Here is an 18,980-nt window from a genome sequence, read left to right on the forward strand (position 1 = left end):
GGTCAAGTGAAGAAGCGCATACGGTGGATGCCTTGGCAGTCAGAGGCGATGAAAGACGTGGTAGCCTGCGAAAAGCTTCGGGGAGTCGGCAAACAGACTTTGATCCGGAGATGTCTGAATGGGGGAACCCAGCCATCATAAGATGGTTATCTTAAGCTGAATACATAGGCTTAAGAGGCGAACCAGGGGAACTGAAACATCTAAGTACCCTGAGGAAAAGAAATCAACCGAGATTCCCTTAGTAGTGGCGAGCGAACGGGGACTAGCCCTTAAGTGGCTTTGAGATTAGCGGAACGCTCTGGAAAGTGCGGCCATAGTGGGTGATAGCCCTGTACGCGAAAATCTCTTAGTCATGAAATCGAGTAGGACGGAGCACGAGAAACTTTGTCTGAATATGGGGGGACCATCCTCCAAGGCTAAATACTACTGACTGACCGATAGTGAACTAGTACCGTGAGGGAAAGGCGAAAAGAACCCCGGAGAGGGGAGTGAAATAGATCCTGAAACCGTATGCGTACAAGCAGTGGGAGCCCACTTTGTTGGGTGACTGCGTACCTTTTGTATAATGGGTCAGCGACTTATTTTCAGTGGCGAGCTTAACCGAATAGGGGAGGCGTAGCGAAAGCGAGTCTTAATAGGGCGTCTAGTCGCTGGGAATAGACCCGAAACCGGGCGATCTATCCATGGGCAGGTTGAAGGTTGGGTAACACTAACTGGAGGACCGAACCGACTACCGTTGAAAAGTTAGCGGATGACCTGTGGATCGGAGTGAAAGGCTAATCAAGCTCGGAGATAGCTGGTTCTCCTCGAAAGCTATTTAGGTAGCGCCTCATGTATCACTGTAGGGGGTAGAGCACTGTTTCGGCTAGGGGGTCATCCCGACTTACCAAACCGATGCAAACTCCGAATACCTACAAGTGCCGAGCATGGGAGACACACGGCGGGTGCTAACGTCCGTCGTGAAAAGGGAAACAACCCAGACCGTCAGCTAAGGTCCCAAAGTTATGGTTAAGTGGGAAACGATGTGGGAAGGCTTAGACAGCTAGGAGGTTGGCTTAGAAGCAGCCACCCTTTAAAGAAAGCGTAATAGCTCACTAGTCGAGTCGGCCTGCGCGGAAGATGTAACGGGGCTCAAACCATACACCGAAGCTACGGGTATCACTTAGGTGATGCGGTAGAGGAGCGTTCTGTAAGCCTGTGAAGGTGAGTTGAGAAGCTTGCTGGAGGTATCAGAAGTGCGAATGCTGACATGAGTAACGACAATGGGTGTGAAAAACACCCACGCCGAAAGACCAAGGTTTCCTGCGCAACGTTAATCGACGCAGGGTTAGTCGGTCCCTAAGGCGAGGCTGAAAAGCGTAGTCGATGGAAAACAGGTTAATATTCCTGTACTTCTGGTTATTGCGATGGAGGGACGGAGAAGGCTAGGCCAGCTTGGCGTTGGTTGTCCAAGTTTAAGGTGGTAGGCTGGAATCTTAGGTAAATCCGGGATTCTAAGGCCGAGAGCTGATGACGAGTGTTCTTTTAGAACACGAAGTGGTTGATGCCATGCTTCCAAGAAAAGCTTCTAAGCTTCAGGTAACCAGGAACCGTACCCCAAACCGACACAGGTGGTTGGGTAGAGAATACCAAGGCGCTTGAGAGAACTCGGGTGAAGGAACTAGGCAAAATGGCACCGTAACTTCGGGAGAAGGTGCGCCGGTGAGGGTGAAGGACTTGCTCCGTAAGCTCATGCCGGTCGAAGATACCAGGCCGCTGCGACTGTTTATTAAAAACACAGCACTCTGCAAACACGAAAGTGGACGTATAGGGTGTGACGCCTGCCCGGTGCCGGAAGGTTAATTGATGGGGTTAGCTAACGCGAAGCTCTTGATCGAAGCCCCGGTAAACGGCGGCCGTAACTATAACGGTCCTAAGGTAGCGAAATTCCTTGTCGGGTAAGTTCCGACCTGCACGAATGGCGTAACGATGGCGGCGCTGTCTCCACCCGAGACTCAGTGAAATTGAAATCGCTGTGAAGATGCAGTGTATCCGCGGCTAGACGGAAAGACCCCGTGAACCTTTACTATAGCTTTGCACTGGACTTTGAATTTGCTTGTGTAGGATAGGTGGGAGGCTTTGAAGCGTGGACGCCAGTTCGCGTGGAGCCAACCTTGAAATACCACCCTGGCAACTTTGAGGTTCTAACTCAGGTCCGTTATCCGGATCGAGGACAGTGTATGGTGGGTAGTTTGACTGGGGCGGTCTCCTCCTAAAGAGTAACGGAGGAGTACGAAGGTGCGCTCAGACCGGTCGGAAATCGGTCGTAGAGTATAAAGGCAAAAGCGCGCTTGACTGCGAGACAGACACGTCGAGCAGGTACGAAAGTAGGTCTTAGTGATCCGGTGGTTCTGTATGGAAGGGCCATCGCTCAACGGATAAAAGGTACTCCGGGGATAACAGGCTGATACCGCCCAAGAGTTCATATCGACGGCGGTGTTTGGCACCTCGATGTCGGCTCATCACATCCTGGGGCTGAAGCCGGTCCCAAGGGTATGGCTGTTCGCCATTTAAAGTGGTACGCGAGCTGGGTTTAGAACGTCGTGAGACAGTTCGGTCCCTATCTGCCGTGGACGTTTGAGATTTGAGAGGGGCTGCTCCTAGTACGAGAGGACCGGAGTGGACGAACCTCTGGTGTTCCGGTTGTCACGCCAGTGGCATTGCCGGGTAGCTATGTTCGGAATAGATAACCGCTGAAAGCATCTAAGCGGGAAACTAGCCTCAAGATGAGATCTCACTGGGACCTTGAGTCCCCTGAAGGGCCGTCGAAGACTACGACGTTGATAGGTTGGGTGTGTAAGCGCTGTGAGGCGTTGAGCTAACCAATACTAATTGCCCGTGAGGCTTGACCATATAACACCCAAGCAATTTGCAAGCTTTGAGCTGAAAAGCAAAAGAGCACCAGATTGCGGTGTGTGAAGACGAAACGAGCCGAAAGTTCGAAAAACTCACAAAACACCGAGATCTATCACATACCCATTCGCTGGAGCGTAATCCGTAAGGAGAACGACCTGGCTACCGAATTTCTTGACGACCATAGAGCATTGGAACCACCTGATCCCATCCCGAACTCAGCAGTGAAACGATGCATCGCCGATGGTAGTGTGGGGTTTCCCCATGTGAGAGTAGGTCATCGTCAAGATTAAATTCCGAAACCCCTATCTGCGTATGCAGGTAGGGGTTTTGTTTTGCCCGCAGGAAAGTTCGTACAGCAACATCGGACGGCTCCCGGCTGTCACAGTCTCCCGACAATGCTAAGGTTCGGCCCTAGCTTTTGTATTTTCCCAAGGAAGCCTTTATGCCGGACGCGACGTCCCTCAGTGCTGGTTTTATGGTGGTTCACGGTAATCGCCTGGACGAGTTGCGCAGTCTGGTGGTCAGCTGGATGCGCCGCTACCCGCTGGCTCCCTTGGAAAATGAAATCGCCCTGGTACAGAGCAACGGCATCGCCCAGTGGCTGAAACTGGCTCTGGCTGAAGACCCTGAAGAAGACGACATGGGCGGCTGCGGCATTGCAGCAGCCATCGACGTTCAACTTCCGGGCAGCTTCATGTGGCAGCTCTATCGCATGGTTTTGGGCCGTGATGAAATTCCGGTTAAATCCCTGCTCGATAAGGCCCCACTGACCTGGCGGTTGATGCGTCTGCTTCCGCAGCTGATCAATCAACCGCATTTCGAACCGCTGGAACGCTTCCTTACCAATGACTCCGATCTACGTAAACGCTACCAGTTGTCCGAGCGGCTGGCGGATCTGTTCGACCAATATCAGGTATACCGAGCCGACTGGCTCGAAGACTGGGCGGAAGGTCGTCATCAATTGCGAAACGGCCGAGGCGAAGCCAAGCCCCTGACCCCAGCCAACTGCTGGCAGGCAGAGTTGTGGCGTGCGCTGTTGCTGGATGTGGGTGAGCAAGGCATGGCGCAAAGCCGTGCCGGTGTGCATCAACGGTTCATCGAACGTATCAAGAGCCTCGACGTGGCACCCAGTGGATTACCTTCTCGGGTGATCGTTTTCGGGATCTCCTCTCTCCCGGCACAAGCGCTCGAAGCTCTCGCCGGACTAGCGCGATTCAGCCAGGTTCTGCTTTGCGTACACAACCCATGTCGTCACCATTGGGCAGACATCGTCGCCGATAAAGACCTATTGCGGCATCAATACAAACGCCAGGCTCGCAAGAGCGGTATGCCTGTTGTGCTTGATCCGCAAACTCTTCACCAACATGCTCACCCGCTATTGGCGGCATGGGGCAAGCAGGGGCGGGACTATATCAATCTGCTCGACAGCTACGACGATCCCAACAGCTACCGCTCGGCATTTCGTGATGGGCGAATCGACTTGTTCAGTGATAGCCAGCCACAGACCCTGCTTAACCAGTTGCAGGACGACATCCTTGAACTGCGCCCCCTGAACGAAACCCGCGAACTCTGGCCGCCTGTCGATCTCAATCAGGACGAATCCATTCGTTTCCACATCGCTCATAGCGCCCAGCGCGAAGTGGAGATCCTCCACGATCAGTTGCTCGCACGCTTCAGTGCCGATCCAGACTTGAAACCTCGCGACGTAATAGTGATGGTTCCGGACATCGACAGCTACGCTCCGCATATCCGTGCAGTATTCGGTCAACTTGATCGCTTCGATCCGCGCTTCATTCCCTTCACACTGGCGGATCAAGGCCAGCGCGGTCGTGATCCGCTGCTGATTGCTGTCGAACATCTACTCAAGCTACCTGACAGCCGCTTCCCCGTGAGCGAGATCCTCGATTTGCTGGACGTTCCCGCATTGCGCGCTCGCTTCGGTGTAGAGGAACGTGACCTGCCCACCCTGCATCGCTGGATCGAAGGTGCTGGTATTCGCTGGGGAATGAATGCCGAGCAGCGTGCGGGTTTGGGCTTGCCTGAAGAACTGGAGCAAAACAGTTGGCGTTTTGGCCTGCGCCGGATGCTGCTCGGTTATGCCGTCGGCACTGCCGCTGCCTGCGAAGGCATTGAGCCTTACGACGAGATTGGCGGTCTGGATGCTGCGCTCATCGGTCCTTTGGTTGCGCTGCTGGACGCGTTGGAAATTGCCCACCAGGAGCTGACTCAACCGGCACCGCCCAAGCAATGGGCCGTCAGGATGCAGGCTTTGGTGCAGTTGTTCTTTCAGGCCAGCAATGAGCATGACGACTACTTGCTGGGCCAACTTGAAGAGCTGCGGGAAACCTGGCTCGATACCTGCGAATCAGTGGGCTTGCATGATGAGTTGCCTTTGACCGTGGTCCGTGAAGCCTGGCTGGCAGGCCTCGACCAGGGCCGCCTGTCCCAGCGCTTCCTGGCCGGGGCGGTCAATTTCTGCACCTTGATGCCGATGAGGGCGATCCCCTTCAAACTCGTTTGTCTGCTCGGGATGAATGACGGAGATTACCCGCGCGCACAACCACCGCTGGACTTCGATCTCATGGGCAGCGACTACCGCCCAGGTGATCGTTCCCGGCGTGAGGATGACCGCTATCTCTTGTTGGAAGCCCTGTTGTCGGCACGTGACCAACTCTATATCAGTTGGGTCGGCCGCAGCATTCGTGACAATAGCGAGCGCCCGGCCTCGGTACTGATTGGCCAACTGCGCGATCATCTCGCAGGCGGCTGGCGATTACAGGTCGACAGTGAAAAGCTGCTGGAATCCTTGACTCAGGAACACCCGCTGCAACCCTTCAGTGCTCGCTATTTTCATGAAGGTGGTGACCTGTTCAGCTTCGCCAGCGAGTGGCAGGTGCTTCATCAAGCCAGTGAACAGGCAACGGACATCAAGGTCCTTGATGCCTATGTTCAGGAAGAGCCGTTGAGCCTCGGTCAATTGCAGGACTTCCTGCGCAATCCCGTGCGACATTTTTTCAGTCAGCGACTCAAGGTTTTCTTCGAAGCGGCTGAAGCACCGTTGGCCGATGAAGAGCCCTTTGTACTCGATGCCCTCCAGCGCTATAGCCTTAGTGACAGCTTGCTCGAAGCGGCGCTAGGACAACTGGATCACGCCGATCAAGCGCTTGAGGCCCAGGCTAAACGTTTGCAAAACAGTGGGCTCTTGCCCATGGCCGGTTTCGGCGAATGCCTGCAGCGAGAATTGATCGAGCCATTGCCGGATCTGTTGCAGCGTTATCAACAACTCCTTGCGTTGTGGCCGACACCGCTAACCAGTGCGTTGCCAGTCAACCTGGAGTTCGAAGGTCTGCGCCTTGAAGGCTGGCTCAGTGACCTGCACCAACGTGCGGATGGCGGTTTGTTGGCGGTTACCACGATTCCCAACAGCATCGGCTCGATCAAGACCCGCAAGTGGCATCGGCTGACGCGACCTTGGGTCAATCACATTGTCGCTTGCGCCAGCGGCATGTCGATGACCACCGCGTTGGTCGCCAGTGACGACAGTCTGCTACTGGCCCCTTTGGAGCAGGGCGCTGCACGTCATGCCCTGAGTAACCTGTTGCAAGCATGGCAAACCGGCATGCGCCAATCCCTCCCGATTGCCGTGAAAACCGCCTTCGCATGGCTCTCTCAAACTGACCCGGTCAAAGCCGATGCCGCCGCTCGCAAAGCCTATGAAGGTGACGGTCAAACCACCGACGGCGAACGCCGTGAAAGCCCGGCACTGGCCCGGCAGTTCGCCGACTACGACGCTCTGACCGCCGAGGAGACCTTTCCCGATTGGTGCAACGCCTTGTACAAACCAATGCTTGAAGCCCCCTGGCGTTCATTGACCAGCGAGGAGGCGCGCTCATGACCACGAAAACACCACTGGCCCTGGCTTTTCCCTTGAGCGGCAGCCAACTGATCGAAGCCAGCGCCGGTACCGGCAAGACGTTCACCATTTCTGCGCTGTACCTGCGTCTGGTCCTCGGTCACGGTGGCGAATCGAGTGGTTTTGGGCGTGAACTGTTGCCGCCGCAAATCCTCGTTGTCACGTTCACCGATGCCGCGACCAAAGAGCTGCGCGAACGTATTCGCACCCGTCTGGCAGAGGCGGCCCGATACTTTCGTGACGAGACTCAGGCACCCGATAGCCTCATCGCGGAATTGCGTGACCAGTACCTCCCTGAACAGTGGTCCGGCTGTGCGAACCGTCTGGACATTGCCGCACAGTGGATGGATGAAGCCGCCGTCTCGACCATTCACAGTTGGTGCCAGCGCATGTTGCGCGAGCACGCCTTTGACAGTGGCAGCCTGTTTACCCAGACCCTGGAAACCGATCACAGTGACTTGCTGGGCGAAGTCCTGCGCGATTACTGGCGGCTGTTCTGTTACCCGATGCAAGGTGATGCACTCAACTGGGTGCGGGGTAATTGGGGGGGGCCGGCGGCGTTATTGCCGCGAGTACGCAGTTTGTTTGCCAGTGAGCGTGACAGCGTTGAAGGCAAGGAGCCTGCCGAGCTGATCGTTGAGTGCTTGCAGGAACGGCGATTGGCCTTGCTCGAACTCAAGATGCCCTGGCGCCAATGGGCGGACGAGCTGCTTGCCATCTGTCACCAAGGTGTTGCGAGCAAAAGTGTCGACGGTCGAAAGATGCAGGCACGTTATTTCGAACCCTGGTTCGAAAAGCTCAAAGCCTGGGCCGAAGATGAATCCCTTGAGCAACTGGACATCGGCACCGGCTTCACTCGCCTGACGCCTGACGGCATGGCCGAAGCCTGGAAAGGCGACGCCCCCAGTCATCCGGGGCTGGACGCCATGCCCAGGCTCAAGGCCAGCCTCGACGGCTTGCCAACCCCCGACGCTGCCGTTCTGCAACATGCCGCGCAGTGGGTCGGAGCCCGGTTCGAGGAAGAAAAACGTCGCCGCGCGGAAATGGGCTTCGATGACATGCTGCTGCGCCTCGATGCGGCGTTGCAATCCGAGGGTGGTGAACGCCTGGCGACCCTGATTCGCGAGCAGTTTCCGGTGGCGCTGATCGATGAGTTCCAGGACACCGACCCGGTGCAGTACCGGATTTTCGAAAGCATCTATCGCATCGAAGACAACAACCCTGAATGCGGCCTGTTTCTGATCGGCGACCCCAAGCAAGCGATCTACGCCTTTCGCGGCGCCGACATCTACACCTACCTGCGCGCCCGCCAGGCCACCGCCGGCCGTCTGCATACCCTGGGGACGAATTTCCGTTCCAGCCATGGCATGGTCAATGCGGTGAACCATGTGTTCGAGCGCGCGGAGTCTCGTGAGCTGGGGCGCGGTGCGTTTCTGTTTCGTGAAAAGAATGGTGAGAACCCGGTACCGTTCCTGCCCGTCGAGTCCCAAGGGCGCAAAGAAGTTCTGCACATCAATGGCCATCTCGTGCCGGCTCTGAACATCTGGCACCTGTCCGCCGATCAGCCGCTGTCCGGCGCGCAATACCGACAAAAACTCGCCGCCGCGTGCGCCAGTGAAATCACCGCGTTACTCAATGGTGGCCAGGAAGGTCGGGCAGGTTTCATAGAGAAGGACAAGGATTTCCGGGGCCTGCTGCCCGCGGACATCGCCATTCTGGTTCGCGACGGCAAAGAGGCCCAGGCCGTGCGTAGCGAACTGTCTGCACGCGGGGTGCGCAGCGTTTATCTGTCGGACAAGGATTCGGTGTTCGCCGCTCAAGAAGCCCACGACCTGCTGACTTGGCTCAAAGCCTGTGCCGAACCGGATGTCGAGCGACCGCTGCGAGCCGCTTTGGCCAGCATCACGCTGAACCTTTCCCTGGCGGAACTGGAGCGGCTGAATCAGGACGAACTGGCCTGGGAAGCGCGGGTCATGCAGTTCCGCGGTTATCGCGAGCTGTGGCGCAAGCAAGGCGTGCTGCCCATGTTGCGGCGCTTGCTGCATGACTTCCAGTTGCCCCGGTCGTTGATCGCGCGCAGCGACGGCGAACGTGTACTGACTAACTTGCTGCACCTGTCCGAGCTATTGCAACAATCCGCTGCCGAACTCGACGGCGAGCAAGCGTTGATTCGTCATTTGTCTGAGCATCTGGCGTTATCCGGTCAGGCCGGTGAAGAACAGATCCTGCGTCTGGAAAGCGACGAGCAACTGGTCAAGGTCGTGACCATTCACAAGTCCAAGGGGCTTGAGTATCCCTTGGTGTTTCTGCCGTTCATTTGCTCGGCGAAACCGGTGGATGGCAGCCGTTTGCCGCTGCATTACCACGATGCAAACGGCAAGGCGCAGGTGACCTTGAAGCCGACTGCCGAGTTGATCGCCCTGGCCGATGAGGAGCGTCTGGCCGAGGATCTGCGGTTGCTCTATGTCGCCCTGACCCGGGCGCAACATGCCTGCTGGCTGGGTGTAACCGATCTCAAACGCGGCAATAACAACAGCTCGGTGCTGCACCTTTCTGCGTTGGGATACTTGTTGGGCGGCGGGGCGCTATTGGCTGAATCCGCAGGCTTGAAACGCTGGCTCGAAGATCTACAACAGGACTGCCCGGCACTTCTATACGGTGATATGCCGCCAGCAACGGCCGAGCATTACCATCCGCCACGCAATGACGCGACGTTGCTTGCGCCGCTGATACCCAAGCGCAAAGCCAGTGAAAACTGGTGGATTGCTTCGTACAGTGCCTTGCGCATCGGCGACAGTCTGAGCGTGGGCAGTGACGAAGCCCCGGAGAACCCGCAGGCGCAAAAGCTCTTTGACGACGAACGCCTCGATCCGCAGGCGCCACGAGAAGTGGCTGCCGGTGGTGCCGATATCCATCGATTCCCCCGCGGCCCCAACCCCGGCACCTTTCTCCATGGTTTGCTGGAGTGGGCCGGTGATGAAGGTTTTTCTGCTGCACCACAAGTCGTGGAAGATGCCATTGCCCGCCGCTGCAATCGCCGTGGCTGGGAAGGCTGGATCAGCACCCTGAGCGATTGGCTGCAACACTTGCTCAAGTCTTCGTTGCACCTTGGCGGGGGGCTGGCTCCGGTCGTGTTCGAGCAGCTCACTCAATACCGCGTCGAGATGGAATTCTGGTTCGCCAGTCATAAAGTCGACGTGCTCAAGCTTGATGAATTGGTGCGTCAACATACGCACAACGGCGTCGCTCGGGTCGCCGCTGAACCGGTCTTGCTCAACGGCATGTTCAAGGGCTTCATCGACCTGACGTTCGAGCACGACGGTCGTTATTACGTCGCCGACTACAAATCCAACTGGCTGGGGCCCGATGACGCGGCGTACACCGAGCAGGCCATGGAGCAGTCGATTCTCGACAATCGTTACGACCTGCAATACGTGTTGTACCTGTTGGCCCTGCATCGCCAGCTCAAGGCGCGGCTTGCCGACTACGATTACGACCGGCATGTCGGTGGCGCGCTGTACCTGTTCTTGCGCGGCACACGGGCATCAACCCAGGGCGTCTATTTCGCCCGTCCACCCAGAGAGCTGATCGAGCGTCTGGATCGACTCTTCCAGGGCAAGCCAGTGCCCAAGACCGAACCCGCCTGGGAACAGGGAGTACTGCTATGAGCCGCACCTTCGCCGATTTGCTGCCCACGCCATTGGCAGCCGAAAGCCTGGCGGATCTGGCGCCCCTGAGTCGCGCCGATGACTTGTTACTGTTACTGGCACGCTGGGTTGAACGCGGCTGGCTGCGGGCTCTGGATAAGGCCTTTGTGGCCTTCCTCCACGAGCTTGCCCCCGACGACGATCCGTTGGTGTTGCTCGCCGCCGCATTGACCAGTCACCAATTGGGTCACGGCCATGTCTGCCTGGACCTGTTCGAGACGCTCAAGGAGCCGGATTTCGCCCTGTCGTTGCCACCGGAGGGCGATCTGCAAAGCGGCGCGATGGTGTTGCCATCGCAATTGCTTGAAACGCTGGATGGCGCCCATTGGTGCAAGGTCCTGGCGTCCAGCCGTCTGGTGGCTCTGGCGGTCGATGGTCGTGAGGCTGCGCAATCACGGCCCTTGGTTTTATCGGGCAAGCGCCTGTACCTGCGTCGCTACTGGGCTTACGAAAGGCGCATCGACAACGCCCTGCGTCTGCGCCTGGCTGAACACGAAACAACGCCCAATGACTTGCCCGGGCGACTCACTGGCTTATTCGGTCCAGCCAGCCCCGGCGACGTGATCGACTGGCAGAAACTCGCCTGTGCCCTGGCTACCCGCAGTGCATTCAGCATCGTCACCGGCGGCCCGGGGACCGGTAAAACCACCACGGTCGTGCGCTTGCTGGCATTGCTCCAGGCCCCGGCAGTGGAGGCTGGTAAACCGCTGCGCATCCGTCTTGCCGCACCCACCGGCAAAGCGGCGGCACGGCTGACAGAGTCCATCAGCCAGCAAGTCAGGACGCTGGAAGTCGATGAATCCGTAAGAAACAAGATCCCCTCTGACGTGACTACCGTGCACCGCTTGCTTGGCAGTCGCCCCGGTACCCGGCACTTCCGTCACCATGCCGGTAATCGCTTGCCGCTGGATGTGCTGGTGGTGGACGAAGCCTCGATGATTGACCTGGAGATGATGGCCAATCTGCTCGACGCGATGCCGGCCCATGCCCGGCTGGTGTTGCTCGGTGACAAGGACCAGTTGGCATCGGTAGAGGCCGGCGCCGTGCTCGGTGATTTGTGCCGCGACGCCGAGGCCGGTTGGTACAGCCCGCAGACGCGCCAGTGGCTGGAGACAGTCAGTGGTGAAAGCCTGGTGGCCAGCGGTTTGCAGGAAGACGCTGACGCAAGTCACCCCCTGGCCCAGCAAGTGGTGATGCTGCGTCACTCGCGCCGGTTCGGTGAGGGCAGTGGCATTGGCCAGTTGGCGCGTTGGGTCAACCAGCAACAACCGGAGGAAGCCCGCACGTTGCTGGCTGCTCGAAGTCATGCCGACGTGTTTTCCCTGCCCCTCAAAGGTGAGCACGATCGGGCGCTCGAAAGCTTGCTGCTCGAAGGCCATGGCGACGGACCGCAAGGCTATCGCCATTACCTGAGTCTGCTTCGCAGCCAACGGCCACCGCTCGACAGTCTGCTCGAAGACTCACGCTGGACCGATTGGGCGCGTCAGGTATTGCAAGCTTTCGACGCCTTCCAGTTGTTGTGCGCGGTACGCAAAGGGCCATGGGGCGTGGAGGGATTGAATCAACGTGTGACCGCCGCGCTGCTCAAGGCTCGACTGATCGACAGCGACCAGCAGTGGTACGAAGGCCGACCCGTATTGATGACGCGTAATGACTATGGCCTGGGGTTGATGAACGGAGATATCGGCATTGCCCTCAAACTGCCGGAACGTGATGGACCCGATGCAGGCAAGCAAGTCCTGCGTGTGGCGTTCCCGCGCAATGATGGCCAAGGTGGCGTGCGATTCGTTCTGCCCAGTCGACTCAACGATGTCGAGACGGTTTATGCCATGACCGTACACAAATCCCAGGGCTCGGAGTTTGCCCATACGGCGTTGATTCTGCCGGATGCCCTGAACCCTGTGCTCACCAAGGAACTGATCTACACCGGGATCACCCGGGCCAAGAACTGGTTCACCTTGATCGAGCCGCGTGCCGGGGTGTTCGAGGAGGCGGTGCGACGCAAGGTCAAACGCTTGAGCGGGTTGATGCTGGAGTTGGAAGATGGGATTGAGCCGAGCCATTGAATGGGTGGCGCTGGACGACGGAAACTGTCTGAAGTGCCGTAGTGCGCCGCCTCGCTGGGGTGCCAACGCTATGCTATCGTTGCGGCATCATTTCGTAACATCGAAGAGAATCCCGCATGAAGGTGGCTGTCTGGACGACAGGGCGCGTCGTTGGCCGCAAGCAAGTGCTGCTCGCGGGGTTTCTCTGTTTGCTGACCGGTGTTGTGTTCGCTCAATCGGAAACCCCGGTGAGCATGGCCGACCAACGCGCCAGATCGGTCACTCAGGTTGTCCTCGGAATTCTCAGTTACGCGCGCTGGCCTGTTGAGCCTGCACGACTGCGCCTGTGTGTGGTCGGCCCTACCGAATACACCGACGATCTGGTCAAGGGCACGACCCAGGCCACCGGCCGGTCCGTCACCGTGCGTCGGCTGTTGGCCGACAATCCGTCGATTGTCGGTGAATGCGATGCGGTGTACATCGGCAAGTTGACCGACGACGAGCGCCGCCAACTCTTTGCTTCGCTGACAGGACGCCCGGTGTTGAGCATCAGCGAGAGCGATGATCAATGCACCGTCGGCAGTCTGTTTTGCCTCAGGGTCACTGATGATCAGGTGTCTTTCGAGGTCAACCTCGACTCCGTCGCCCGCAGCGGCGTGCGCATTCACCCCAGTGTGCTGCAACTGTCCCGCCGCAAGCCGGCGGCGCCATGAGTCTATTCAAACCGGGTAGTCGCCCAACGTTACGCTCGGTCATTGGCCGCGGACATTTGATCGTCGCCCTGGTAGGCGTGGCCATGGCCAGCCTCTCGCTGACACTGTTGGGTGTGTTGGCCTTGCGGGTGTATGCCGACCACAACCTGCACCTGATCGCACGCTCGATCAATTACACAGTGGAAGCCGCCGTGGTGTTCAACGACAAAGCCGCAGCCACTGAGGCCCTGGCATTGATCGCCTCCACTGAAGAAGTCGCTGACGCCAAGGTGCTGGATGAAAAAGGCCGGTTACTGGCCCGTTGGCAGCGACCGGAAAGCGGATTGTTCTCCGATCTGGAATTGCAGATCGCCAAAGCCTTTCTGGAAAAACCCATCGACATGCCGATCGTTCATCAAGGTCGGGAAATCGGCAGCATCCAGCTAACGGGGCACGGCGGCAGTCTGTTGCGCTTCTTGCTCAGCGGTCTGGTGGGAATCGTCCTGTGCACAGCGATCAGCGCCTGGGTCGCACTCTATCTGGCGCGCCGACAACTTCGCGGGATTACGGGGCCTCTGCGAAGCCTGGCCGCCGTAGCCCACGCCGCCCGCAGCGATCGAGCCTTCGACCGGCGCGTGCCACCCGCCGATATCGCTGAACTCGACAACCTGGGCAACGACTTCAATGCCTTGCTCGATGAACTCGAGTCCTGGCAGACCCACCTGCAAAGCGAAAACGAAACCCTGGCGCACCAGGCCAGCCACGACAGTCTCACCGGACTACCGAACCGGGCGTTTTTCGAAGGCCGACTGATTCGCGCGCTGCGCAATGCCCACAAGCTCAATGAACGCGTGGCTGTGCTGTTTCTCGACAGCGATCGTTTCAAGGAAATCAATGACAGCTTCGGTCATGCCGCCGGTGACGCCGTGCTGGTCGCCGTCGCCAGCAGGGTTCGGGCGCAGTTGCGTGAAGAGGATCTGGTTGCACGTCTGGGCGGCGACGAGTTTGCGGTATTGCTGACGCCGCTGCATAAAACCGAAGACGCCGAGCGGATTGCTGACAAGATCCTCGCCAGCATGGAAGTCCCAATCCCGTTACCGGGTCATACCCAGGTCCTGACTTCACTCAGTATCGGTATTGCCGTGTACCCGGATCATGGTGCCACCCCGGGCGCGTTGCTCAATGCCGCCGATGCGGCGATGTACCAGGCCAAGCGCCTTTCCCGCGGTGCGCAGCACACGTCCGGGTCGGAGCACCCGGTCGCCCACGTACAAACCAGGAGCTAAATGGTCGTGTCCTCAATCACCCAGCGTTCCCTGCGATTTTTCGCAATCATCTTGTTCATGGCCATGCTGGCATTGACCGGGTGCCAGACCGCACCGCAAAAGGGGCTGACCCCGGCGCAAATCACTGTACTCAAACAGCAAGGCTTCGAGCTGACTGATGAGGGCTGGGCGTTCGGTCTATCCGGCAAAGTACTGTTTGGCAGTGATGACGACAGCTTGAACGCCGCCAGTACCGGGATCGTCCAACAGATCGGCAAGGCCCTGCTGGGTGTCGGCATCGAGCGAGTGCGGGTCGACGGTCACACCGATGCTTCGGGCAAAGAGTCCTATAACGAACAACTCTCCCTGCGTCGCGCAAAAAGCGTCGGCAAGGTGCTGACCACGGTGGGCATGAAAGAAGAAAACATCCAGCTGCGCGGTCTTGGCAGCAGTCAGCCGGTGACGTCGAACGACACCGCCTCTGGCCGCACCGAAAACCGCCGGGTATCGATCGTGGTGAGCGCCGATTAGTCGGCGAACAGCATCTCCCGGTTTTCGCCCATCAACAGACTCTGATTCTGCTCAGTGACGGCGCGGATGTAATCCCACAACAGGGTAATCCGCTTGAGCTTGCGCAGGTCCTCCCGGCAGTACATCCAGAACTGGAAGGAAAGAAAGGTTAACCCAATGAATACGGGGGCTAACCGCCATGAACATCCTTGCCGAGCATCGTCCTGTCACAAGTGCTGTCACAAGTTTTGCCATTCATCTGAGGCCGACTACCCGGCTCGCCAAGCTCTACCACTATCGCCGCAACGGCATTTACTATCTGCGCCTCCGCGAAACCGGGAGCACCACTCGAAGTGCTTCCGTTTCCCTCAAGACCACCGATAGACGAGCCGCTATGGACGCTTCACAACGACTTGCAGAGACCATCAAGGCATTCCATCTGGACCATCCTAAGGCGACGTTTAGCGAGCTGAAGGAGCATCTGCTTTGGATGGCTGAGAACCTACTGTCTACTGCTCATGAGGTTCATTCGTTGCGTGACTGGGGCGACCTTTACGAAGACGTGAGGACGAACCTCGCTGAGATCGCTGCCACGATGCCGCTCAGTGTCGATCAGCATGAGCATGTGATGAACGCAAAGCAGATGATGATTGCTGCTCAGGCACGACTACAAGGCGACTCCGTACCTTTGGTGAAGATAATTCGGGACCTTGAGGGCGAACATGGGCAAATGGGGGAAAGTGTCCCTGCTTCCCTATCTGTATTAGCGTCGCCGCCAATGACCTTCGAGACCCTCTCAGGACTCTATTTGGCTGACCGTGGGCAGGACCAGAAGCCTTCGACACTAAAGGAAACCAAGCTGTGTCATGGAGTCCTCGCAGCACAACTGGGCGACCTTGACCTACGGAAACACTCAAGGGCTGATCTTGTAGCAATGAGAGATCGCCTACATGCAACTCGGGCAGCATCCACGGTCAACAAGCTAATCGTGAAGCTATCAGCAGTGTTCGCATGGGCGGTCGAGAATGGTCATCTGATCAAGACATATGACAAGAAATTGAAGCTCACCAAAGGGCTTGAGTCGACTCGTAGGGCGTTCACTCAGGTTCAAGTGACCAAGGTGATGGACTACGCGAGCAACCTCCCTGAGACCTCGTGGAAGCGCTGGCTGCTCAGTCTTGGAGTCATCACTGGCGGGCGTCTAAACGAAATCTCCCAATTGACCACGAGCGACATTCAGACCCATGAGTCCGGGATCACGGCCATCCATATCAATGAAGTTGGGGAAGGCAAGTCAATCAAGAACAAGCGTAGTGAGAGGCTGATCCCGTTGACGGATGGTGCCTATGGGTTCGATCTTCCGGCATTCCTGCGATATGTCGAGACCTGCAAAGCAAACCAAAACAAATCACTTGCGCAGATCGGCTACAAGACCGCAGGAGATTGGGCGAACCGGCAAGCGATTCCTGAGGCTCTTGGAAGTGACCACAAGGCTGGCCTCACGTACCACTCACTTCGCCATTCCTTGGCTTCGCTGATGCAGGTTAAGGGCGTTCCTACAGTCCACGCTCAGGCAGTTATGGGACATGCCTCGGGGACTATTACGTTCGACACATATGGTTCTGGGGTGCCCGTTGAGGTCATTGCTGAGATGTTAAGTGGTTTGCTTGGCAGACACCTTCGTGCTCGCTGAGGTTTTCGAGCGCGCTTTTACGTGCAATAAAAAATACAATCCACAGGGTCTGACCTGGACTGGCCCCTGCTAAACCGGACACCAATACCCCGTTAAATTGATGCCGCTGCCAAACGCCTAAACTCCCGCGGTGAACGGTATTTTAGAGCGCTGTGCGGATGCTCCTCGTTGTAATGCTCAAAGGCAACCGTCAGGTTGCGCAAGGCGGTTTCCCGGTCAGGTTTGGGCATGTGCGCGACGTAGTCGCGCTTCATCGTTTTAACGAAGCTCTCGGCCATGCCGTTGCTCTGCGGGCTGCGCACCGGTGTCGTCACCGGCTGTAAACCGATCTGTCGGGCAAACTGGCGTGTCTGTTCAGCGATGTAGGCCGAGCCGTTATCGCTCAGCCATTGCACCGGGGTGGCAGGCGGTTCTTCACCGAAGCGTGTTTCCACCGCTTCCAGCATCAGATCGCGGATATCGTCGCCGCTGTACCCCGTCGGGCTGGCCACCCAGCCGATGGCTTCGCGGTCGCAGCAGTCCAGGGCGAAGGTCACGCTCAGCTTGTCGCCGTCTTCACAGCGAAACTCAAACCCGTCAGAGCACCAGCGGGTATCGCTGGTGGCCACTGCGATGCGGCCTTCATGGCGGCGCGCCACTCCGGGCTGTTTAATTCGACGCTCCAGCAGTAACTGATGATCGCGCATCACGCGATAGACCCGTTTGACGTTGATTGGCGCCTGACTTTGTTGTTCGCGCCGACGACGGAGCAAACCCCACACACGGCGGTAGCCATAGCTGGGCAACTCACTGACTTCAGACTGAATCTCTTTGACCAAAGCGGCATCGTCCATTCTTGGACGACGCCTTGCGGGCCGTGCAGCTGGCTTGAGTCGAACCGTTAATTGCGAGCGCGCTACACCGAGACTTTCACTGATCAGCTTCACAGGTCGTCCCCCGGCAACAAGGGTGAGTGCGCAATCCATTTTCGCGACCGAGCAATCTCCACGGCTTCCTGAAGGATCTCGACTTGCATGGTTTTCTTGCCCAGCATCCGTTGTAACTCACGGATCTGTTTGAGTGCGTCGGCCAATTCAGAAGCCGGCACTACGGTCTCTCCGGCACTGACCGCCGAGAGGCTGCCATTCTGATAAAGCTTGCGCCATTGGAAGAGTTGGTTGGCATTCACGCCATGGCGCCGGGCCACGACCGAAACACTTTGTCCTGGTTGCAGACTCTCGCGAACCATCGCCAGCTTTTGCTCTGGGCTCCAACGGCGACGACGCTCCTGGCCCAGCAGCTCCCCACCCTTATCACTACTATTAGTCATATACATAACCGTTTGCCTATCCCTTATCTTAAGGGGGAAACGGTGTCCTGTCTTTCATGGGGCTCGTCCATGACCCTGCTTCATATCCGTGGGTTGCATCTTCAGCCGTTTGAGCCTTGGCTGCTGCTCTTTTTGTCATCCGCTGTGCCGAATAGTGCCTTCGCGGTCAAGCGCAAACGCTGCGTGACGTCAACAGTACTAAAGCCACCAATCACGGCTATACCTAACCACCAGAACGAATCGCTGCCTTGTTGGATCTCAGCGGAGGTTAACAATCGCGACTTCAGCAATATTACGAGTAGGAACCCGAGTATCGCTCCAACTATTGGACGTGTAGCGTAGAGGGGCCACCAATGCATCAGGTCGAGTTTATCGGTGTAGCAGGCGTGCCCAACGAAGTCGACAAGCGATCGCAGGATGGCGCCGAGAATTCCGCCCATAAACCCAAGAAGCAGCAGTAATTGAATCTGGCCGATCTGCGCAGCGCCTGCTTGGTATGCAAGATTGTCGATTGCTGCTTGGTACGAACGAATGGTCGTATTGATCGCTGAAGGAGTAATGGATGGCACAGAGCCCGTGTCACTGGATTCCGAATTAAACTCGAGCAGGTCCCTTAGCAGCAGTTGCTGCTGCGCATCCACCGGTCCACGGTGATTTAGCGTGTGACGTTCTGGGTCATAGTGGAAGTTGACAGGGCTATCCTTGAGGTGTGCACCGTTCGGCATTTCCCATGACGTCGAGCTCTCTACGAAGGTGACCTCGTTGTACTTCTGGATAGTGAAGTACGTCCAGATGATCATGCCGAGCGCGAGCACAAAATGGCTCCCAATGAGAATAATCTTCTGCATTTGAGTAGCCAATTGCGGGGGGCTATTACCGCGTTCAGAAGTTGCTGCAGCCTTCTCGGGTGCCTGGGGTAGGTCCTGGTTCGTTTCGGTCATGTTGTGCTCC

General features: G+C 57.6%; 9 protein-coding genes, 2 rRNA genes and 1 pseudogene. 9 read left to right on the top strand and 3 right to left on the bottom strand.

Translation table 11 applies throughout. The annotated features are described in order from the left end of the window. The 8 genes from ACA068_RS03650 (at window position 1) to yfiB (ending at window position 15,048) form a co-directional block, all read left to right on the top strand. A 23S ribosomal RNA gene (locus tag ACA068_RS03650) occupies window positions 1-2,892 on the top strand. Between the two features lie 173 nt (window positions 2,893-3,065). Then, window positions 3,066-3,181, top strand: a 5S ribosomal RNA gene (gene rrf / locus ACA068_RS03655). Between the two features lie 156 nt (window positions 3,182-3,337). Continuing rightward, a complete protein-coding gene (gene recC, locus ACA068_RS03660) occupies window positions 3,338-6,790 on the top strand; it encodes an exodeoxyribonuclease V subunit gamma (RefSeq protein ID WP_497307683.1) in 3,453 nt (1,150 codons plus the stop codon). Continuing rightward, window positions 6,787-10,476 carry an exodeoxyribonuclease V subunit beta gene (gene recB / locus ACA068_RS03665; RefSeq protein ID WP_497307685.1) on the top strand — a complete coding sequence of 1,230 codons (3,690 nt, stop codon included), beginning with the start codon at window positions 6,787-6,789 and terminating at the stop codon, window positions 10,474-10,476. The genes recC and recB overlap by 4 nt, the downstream gene beginning before the upstream one ends. Beyond that, window positions 10,473-12,581: an exodeoxyribonuclease V subunit alpha gene (gene recD / locus ACA068_RS03670; protein WP_497307687.1), complete on the top strand. Its 2,109-nt coding sequence runs from the start codon at window positions 10,473-10,475 to the stop codon at window positions 12,579-12,581. The genes recB and recD overlap by 4 nt, the downstream gene beginning before the upstream one ends. Window positions 12,582-12,697: 116 nt before the next feature. Further along, a complete protein-coding gene (gene yfiR, locus ACA068_RS03675) occupies window positions 12,698-13,273 on the top strand; it encodes a regulatory sequestration protein YfiR (protein WP_497307689.1) in 576 nt (191 codons plus the stop codon). Beyond that, a complete protein-coding gene (dgcN, locus tag ACA068_RS03680) occupies window positions 13,270-14,538 on the top strand; it encodes a diguanylate cyclase DgcN/YfiN (protein WP_497307691.1) in 1,269 nt (422 codons plus the stop codon). The genes yfiR and dgcN overlap by 4 nt, the downstream gene beginning before the upstream one ends. Then, window positions 14,539-15,048 carry an outer membrane lipoprotein YfiB gene (gene yfiB, locus ACA068_RS03685; RefSeq protein ID WP_497307693.1) on the top strand — a complete coding sequence of 170 codons (510 nt, stop codon included), beginning with the start codon at window positions 14,539-14,541 and terminating at the stop codon, window positions 15,046-15,048. It begins immediately after the preceding gene. Here yfiB and ACA068_RS03690 read toward each other — a convergent pair. After that, a pseudogene (locus ACA068_RS03690) lies at window positions 15,045-15,185 on the bottom strand (LysR family transcriptional regulator); the annotation flags it as partial. The gene yfiB and the pseudogene ACA068_RS03690 overlap by 4 nt on opposite strands. Before the next feature lie 41 nt (window positions 15,186-15,226). Here ACA068_RS03690 and ACA068_RS03695 point away from each other — a divergent pair. Next, window positions 15,227-16,720, top strand: a complete 1,494-nt coding sequence (locus tag ACA068_RS03695) for a tyrosine-type recombinase/integrase (RefSeq protein ID WP_497307694.1) — start codon at window positions 15,227-15,229, stop codon at window positions 16,718-16,720. A gap of 92 nt (window positions 16,721-16,812) precedes the next feature. Here ACA068_RS03695 and ACA068_RS03700 read toward each other — a convergent pair. Together ACA068_RS03700 and ACA068_RS03705 are read right to left on the bottom strand one after the other, a co-directional pair. Continuing rightward, window positions 16,813-18,029, bottom strand: a protein-coding gene (locus ACA068_RS03700; RefSeq protein WP_497304932.1) for an IS3 family transposase whose coding sequence is annotated in 2 segments (ribosomal slippage) — window positions 16,813-17,684 and window positions 17,684-18,029 — 1,218 coding nt in all. Because the reading frame shifts where the segments join, the coding sequence is not laid out codon by codon here. 101 nt (window positions 18,030-18,130) lie between these two features. Continuing rightward, on the bottom strand, window positions 18,131-18,970 hold the full coding sequence (locus ACA068_RS03705; protein ID WP_497307696.1) for a hypothetical protein: 840 nt from the start codon (window positions 18,968-18,970) through the stop codon (window positions 18,131-18,133). Window positions 18,971-18,980 lie beyond the last annotated feature (10 nt).

Source organism: Pseudomonas sp. LBUM1660 (genome assembly GCF_059695935.1).

Coding starts and splice junctions, on each gene's coding strand:
- yfiB (WP_497307693.1), top strand. CDS start 14,539: ATGGTCGTGTCCTCAATCACCCAGCGTTCCCTGCGATTTTTCGCAATC.
- ACA068_RS03705 (WP_497307696.1), bottom strand. CDS start 18,970: ATGACCGAAACGAACCAGGACCTACCCCAGGCACCCGAGAAGGCTGCA.
- recD (WP_497307687.1), top strand. CDS start 10,473: ATGAGCCGCACCTTCGCCGATTTGCTGCCCACGCCATTGGCAGCCGAA.
- yfiR (WP_497307689.1), top strand. CDS start 12,698: ATGAAGGTGGCTGTCTGGACGACAGGGCGCGTCGTTGGCCGCAAGCAA.
- recC (WP_497307683.1), top strand. CDS start 3,338: ATGCCGGACGCGACGTCCCTCAGTGCTGGTTTTATGGTGGTTCACGGT.
- recB (WP_497307685.1), top strand. CDS start 6,787: ATGACCACGAAAACACCACTGGCCCTGGCTTTTCCCTTGAGCGGCAGC.
- dgcN (WP_497307691.1), top strand. CDS start 13,270: ATGAGTCTATTCAAACCGGGTAGTCGCCCAACGTTACGCTCGGTCATT.
- ACA068_RS03695 (WP_497307694.1), top strand. CDS start 15,227: ATGAACATCCTTGCCGAGCATCGTCCTGTCACAAGTGCTGTCACAAGT.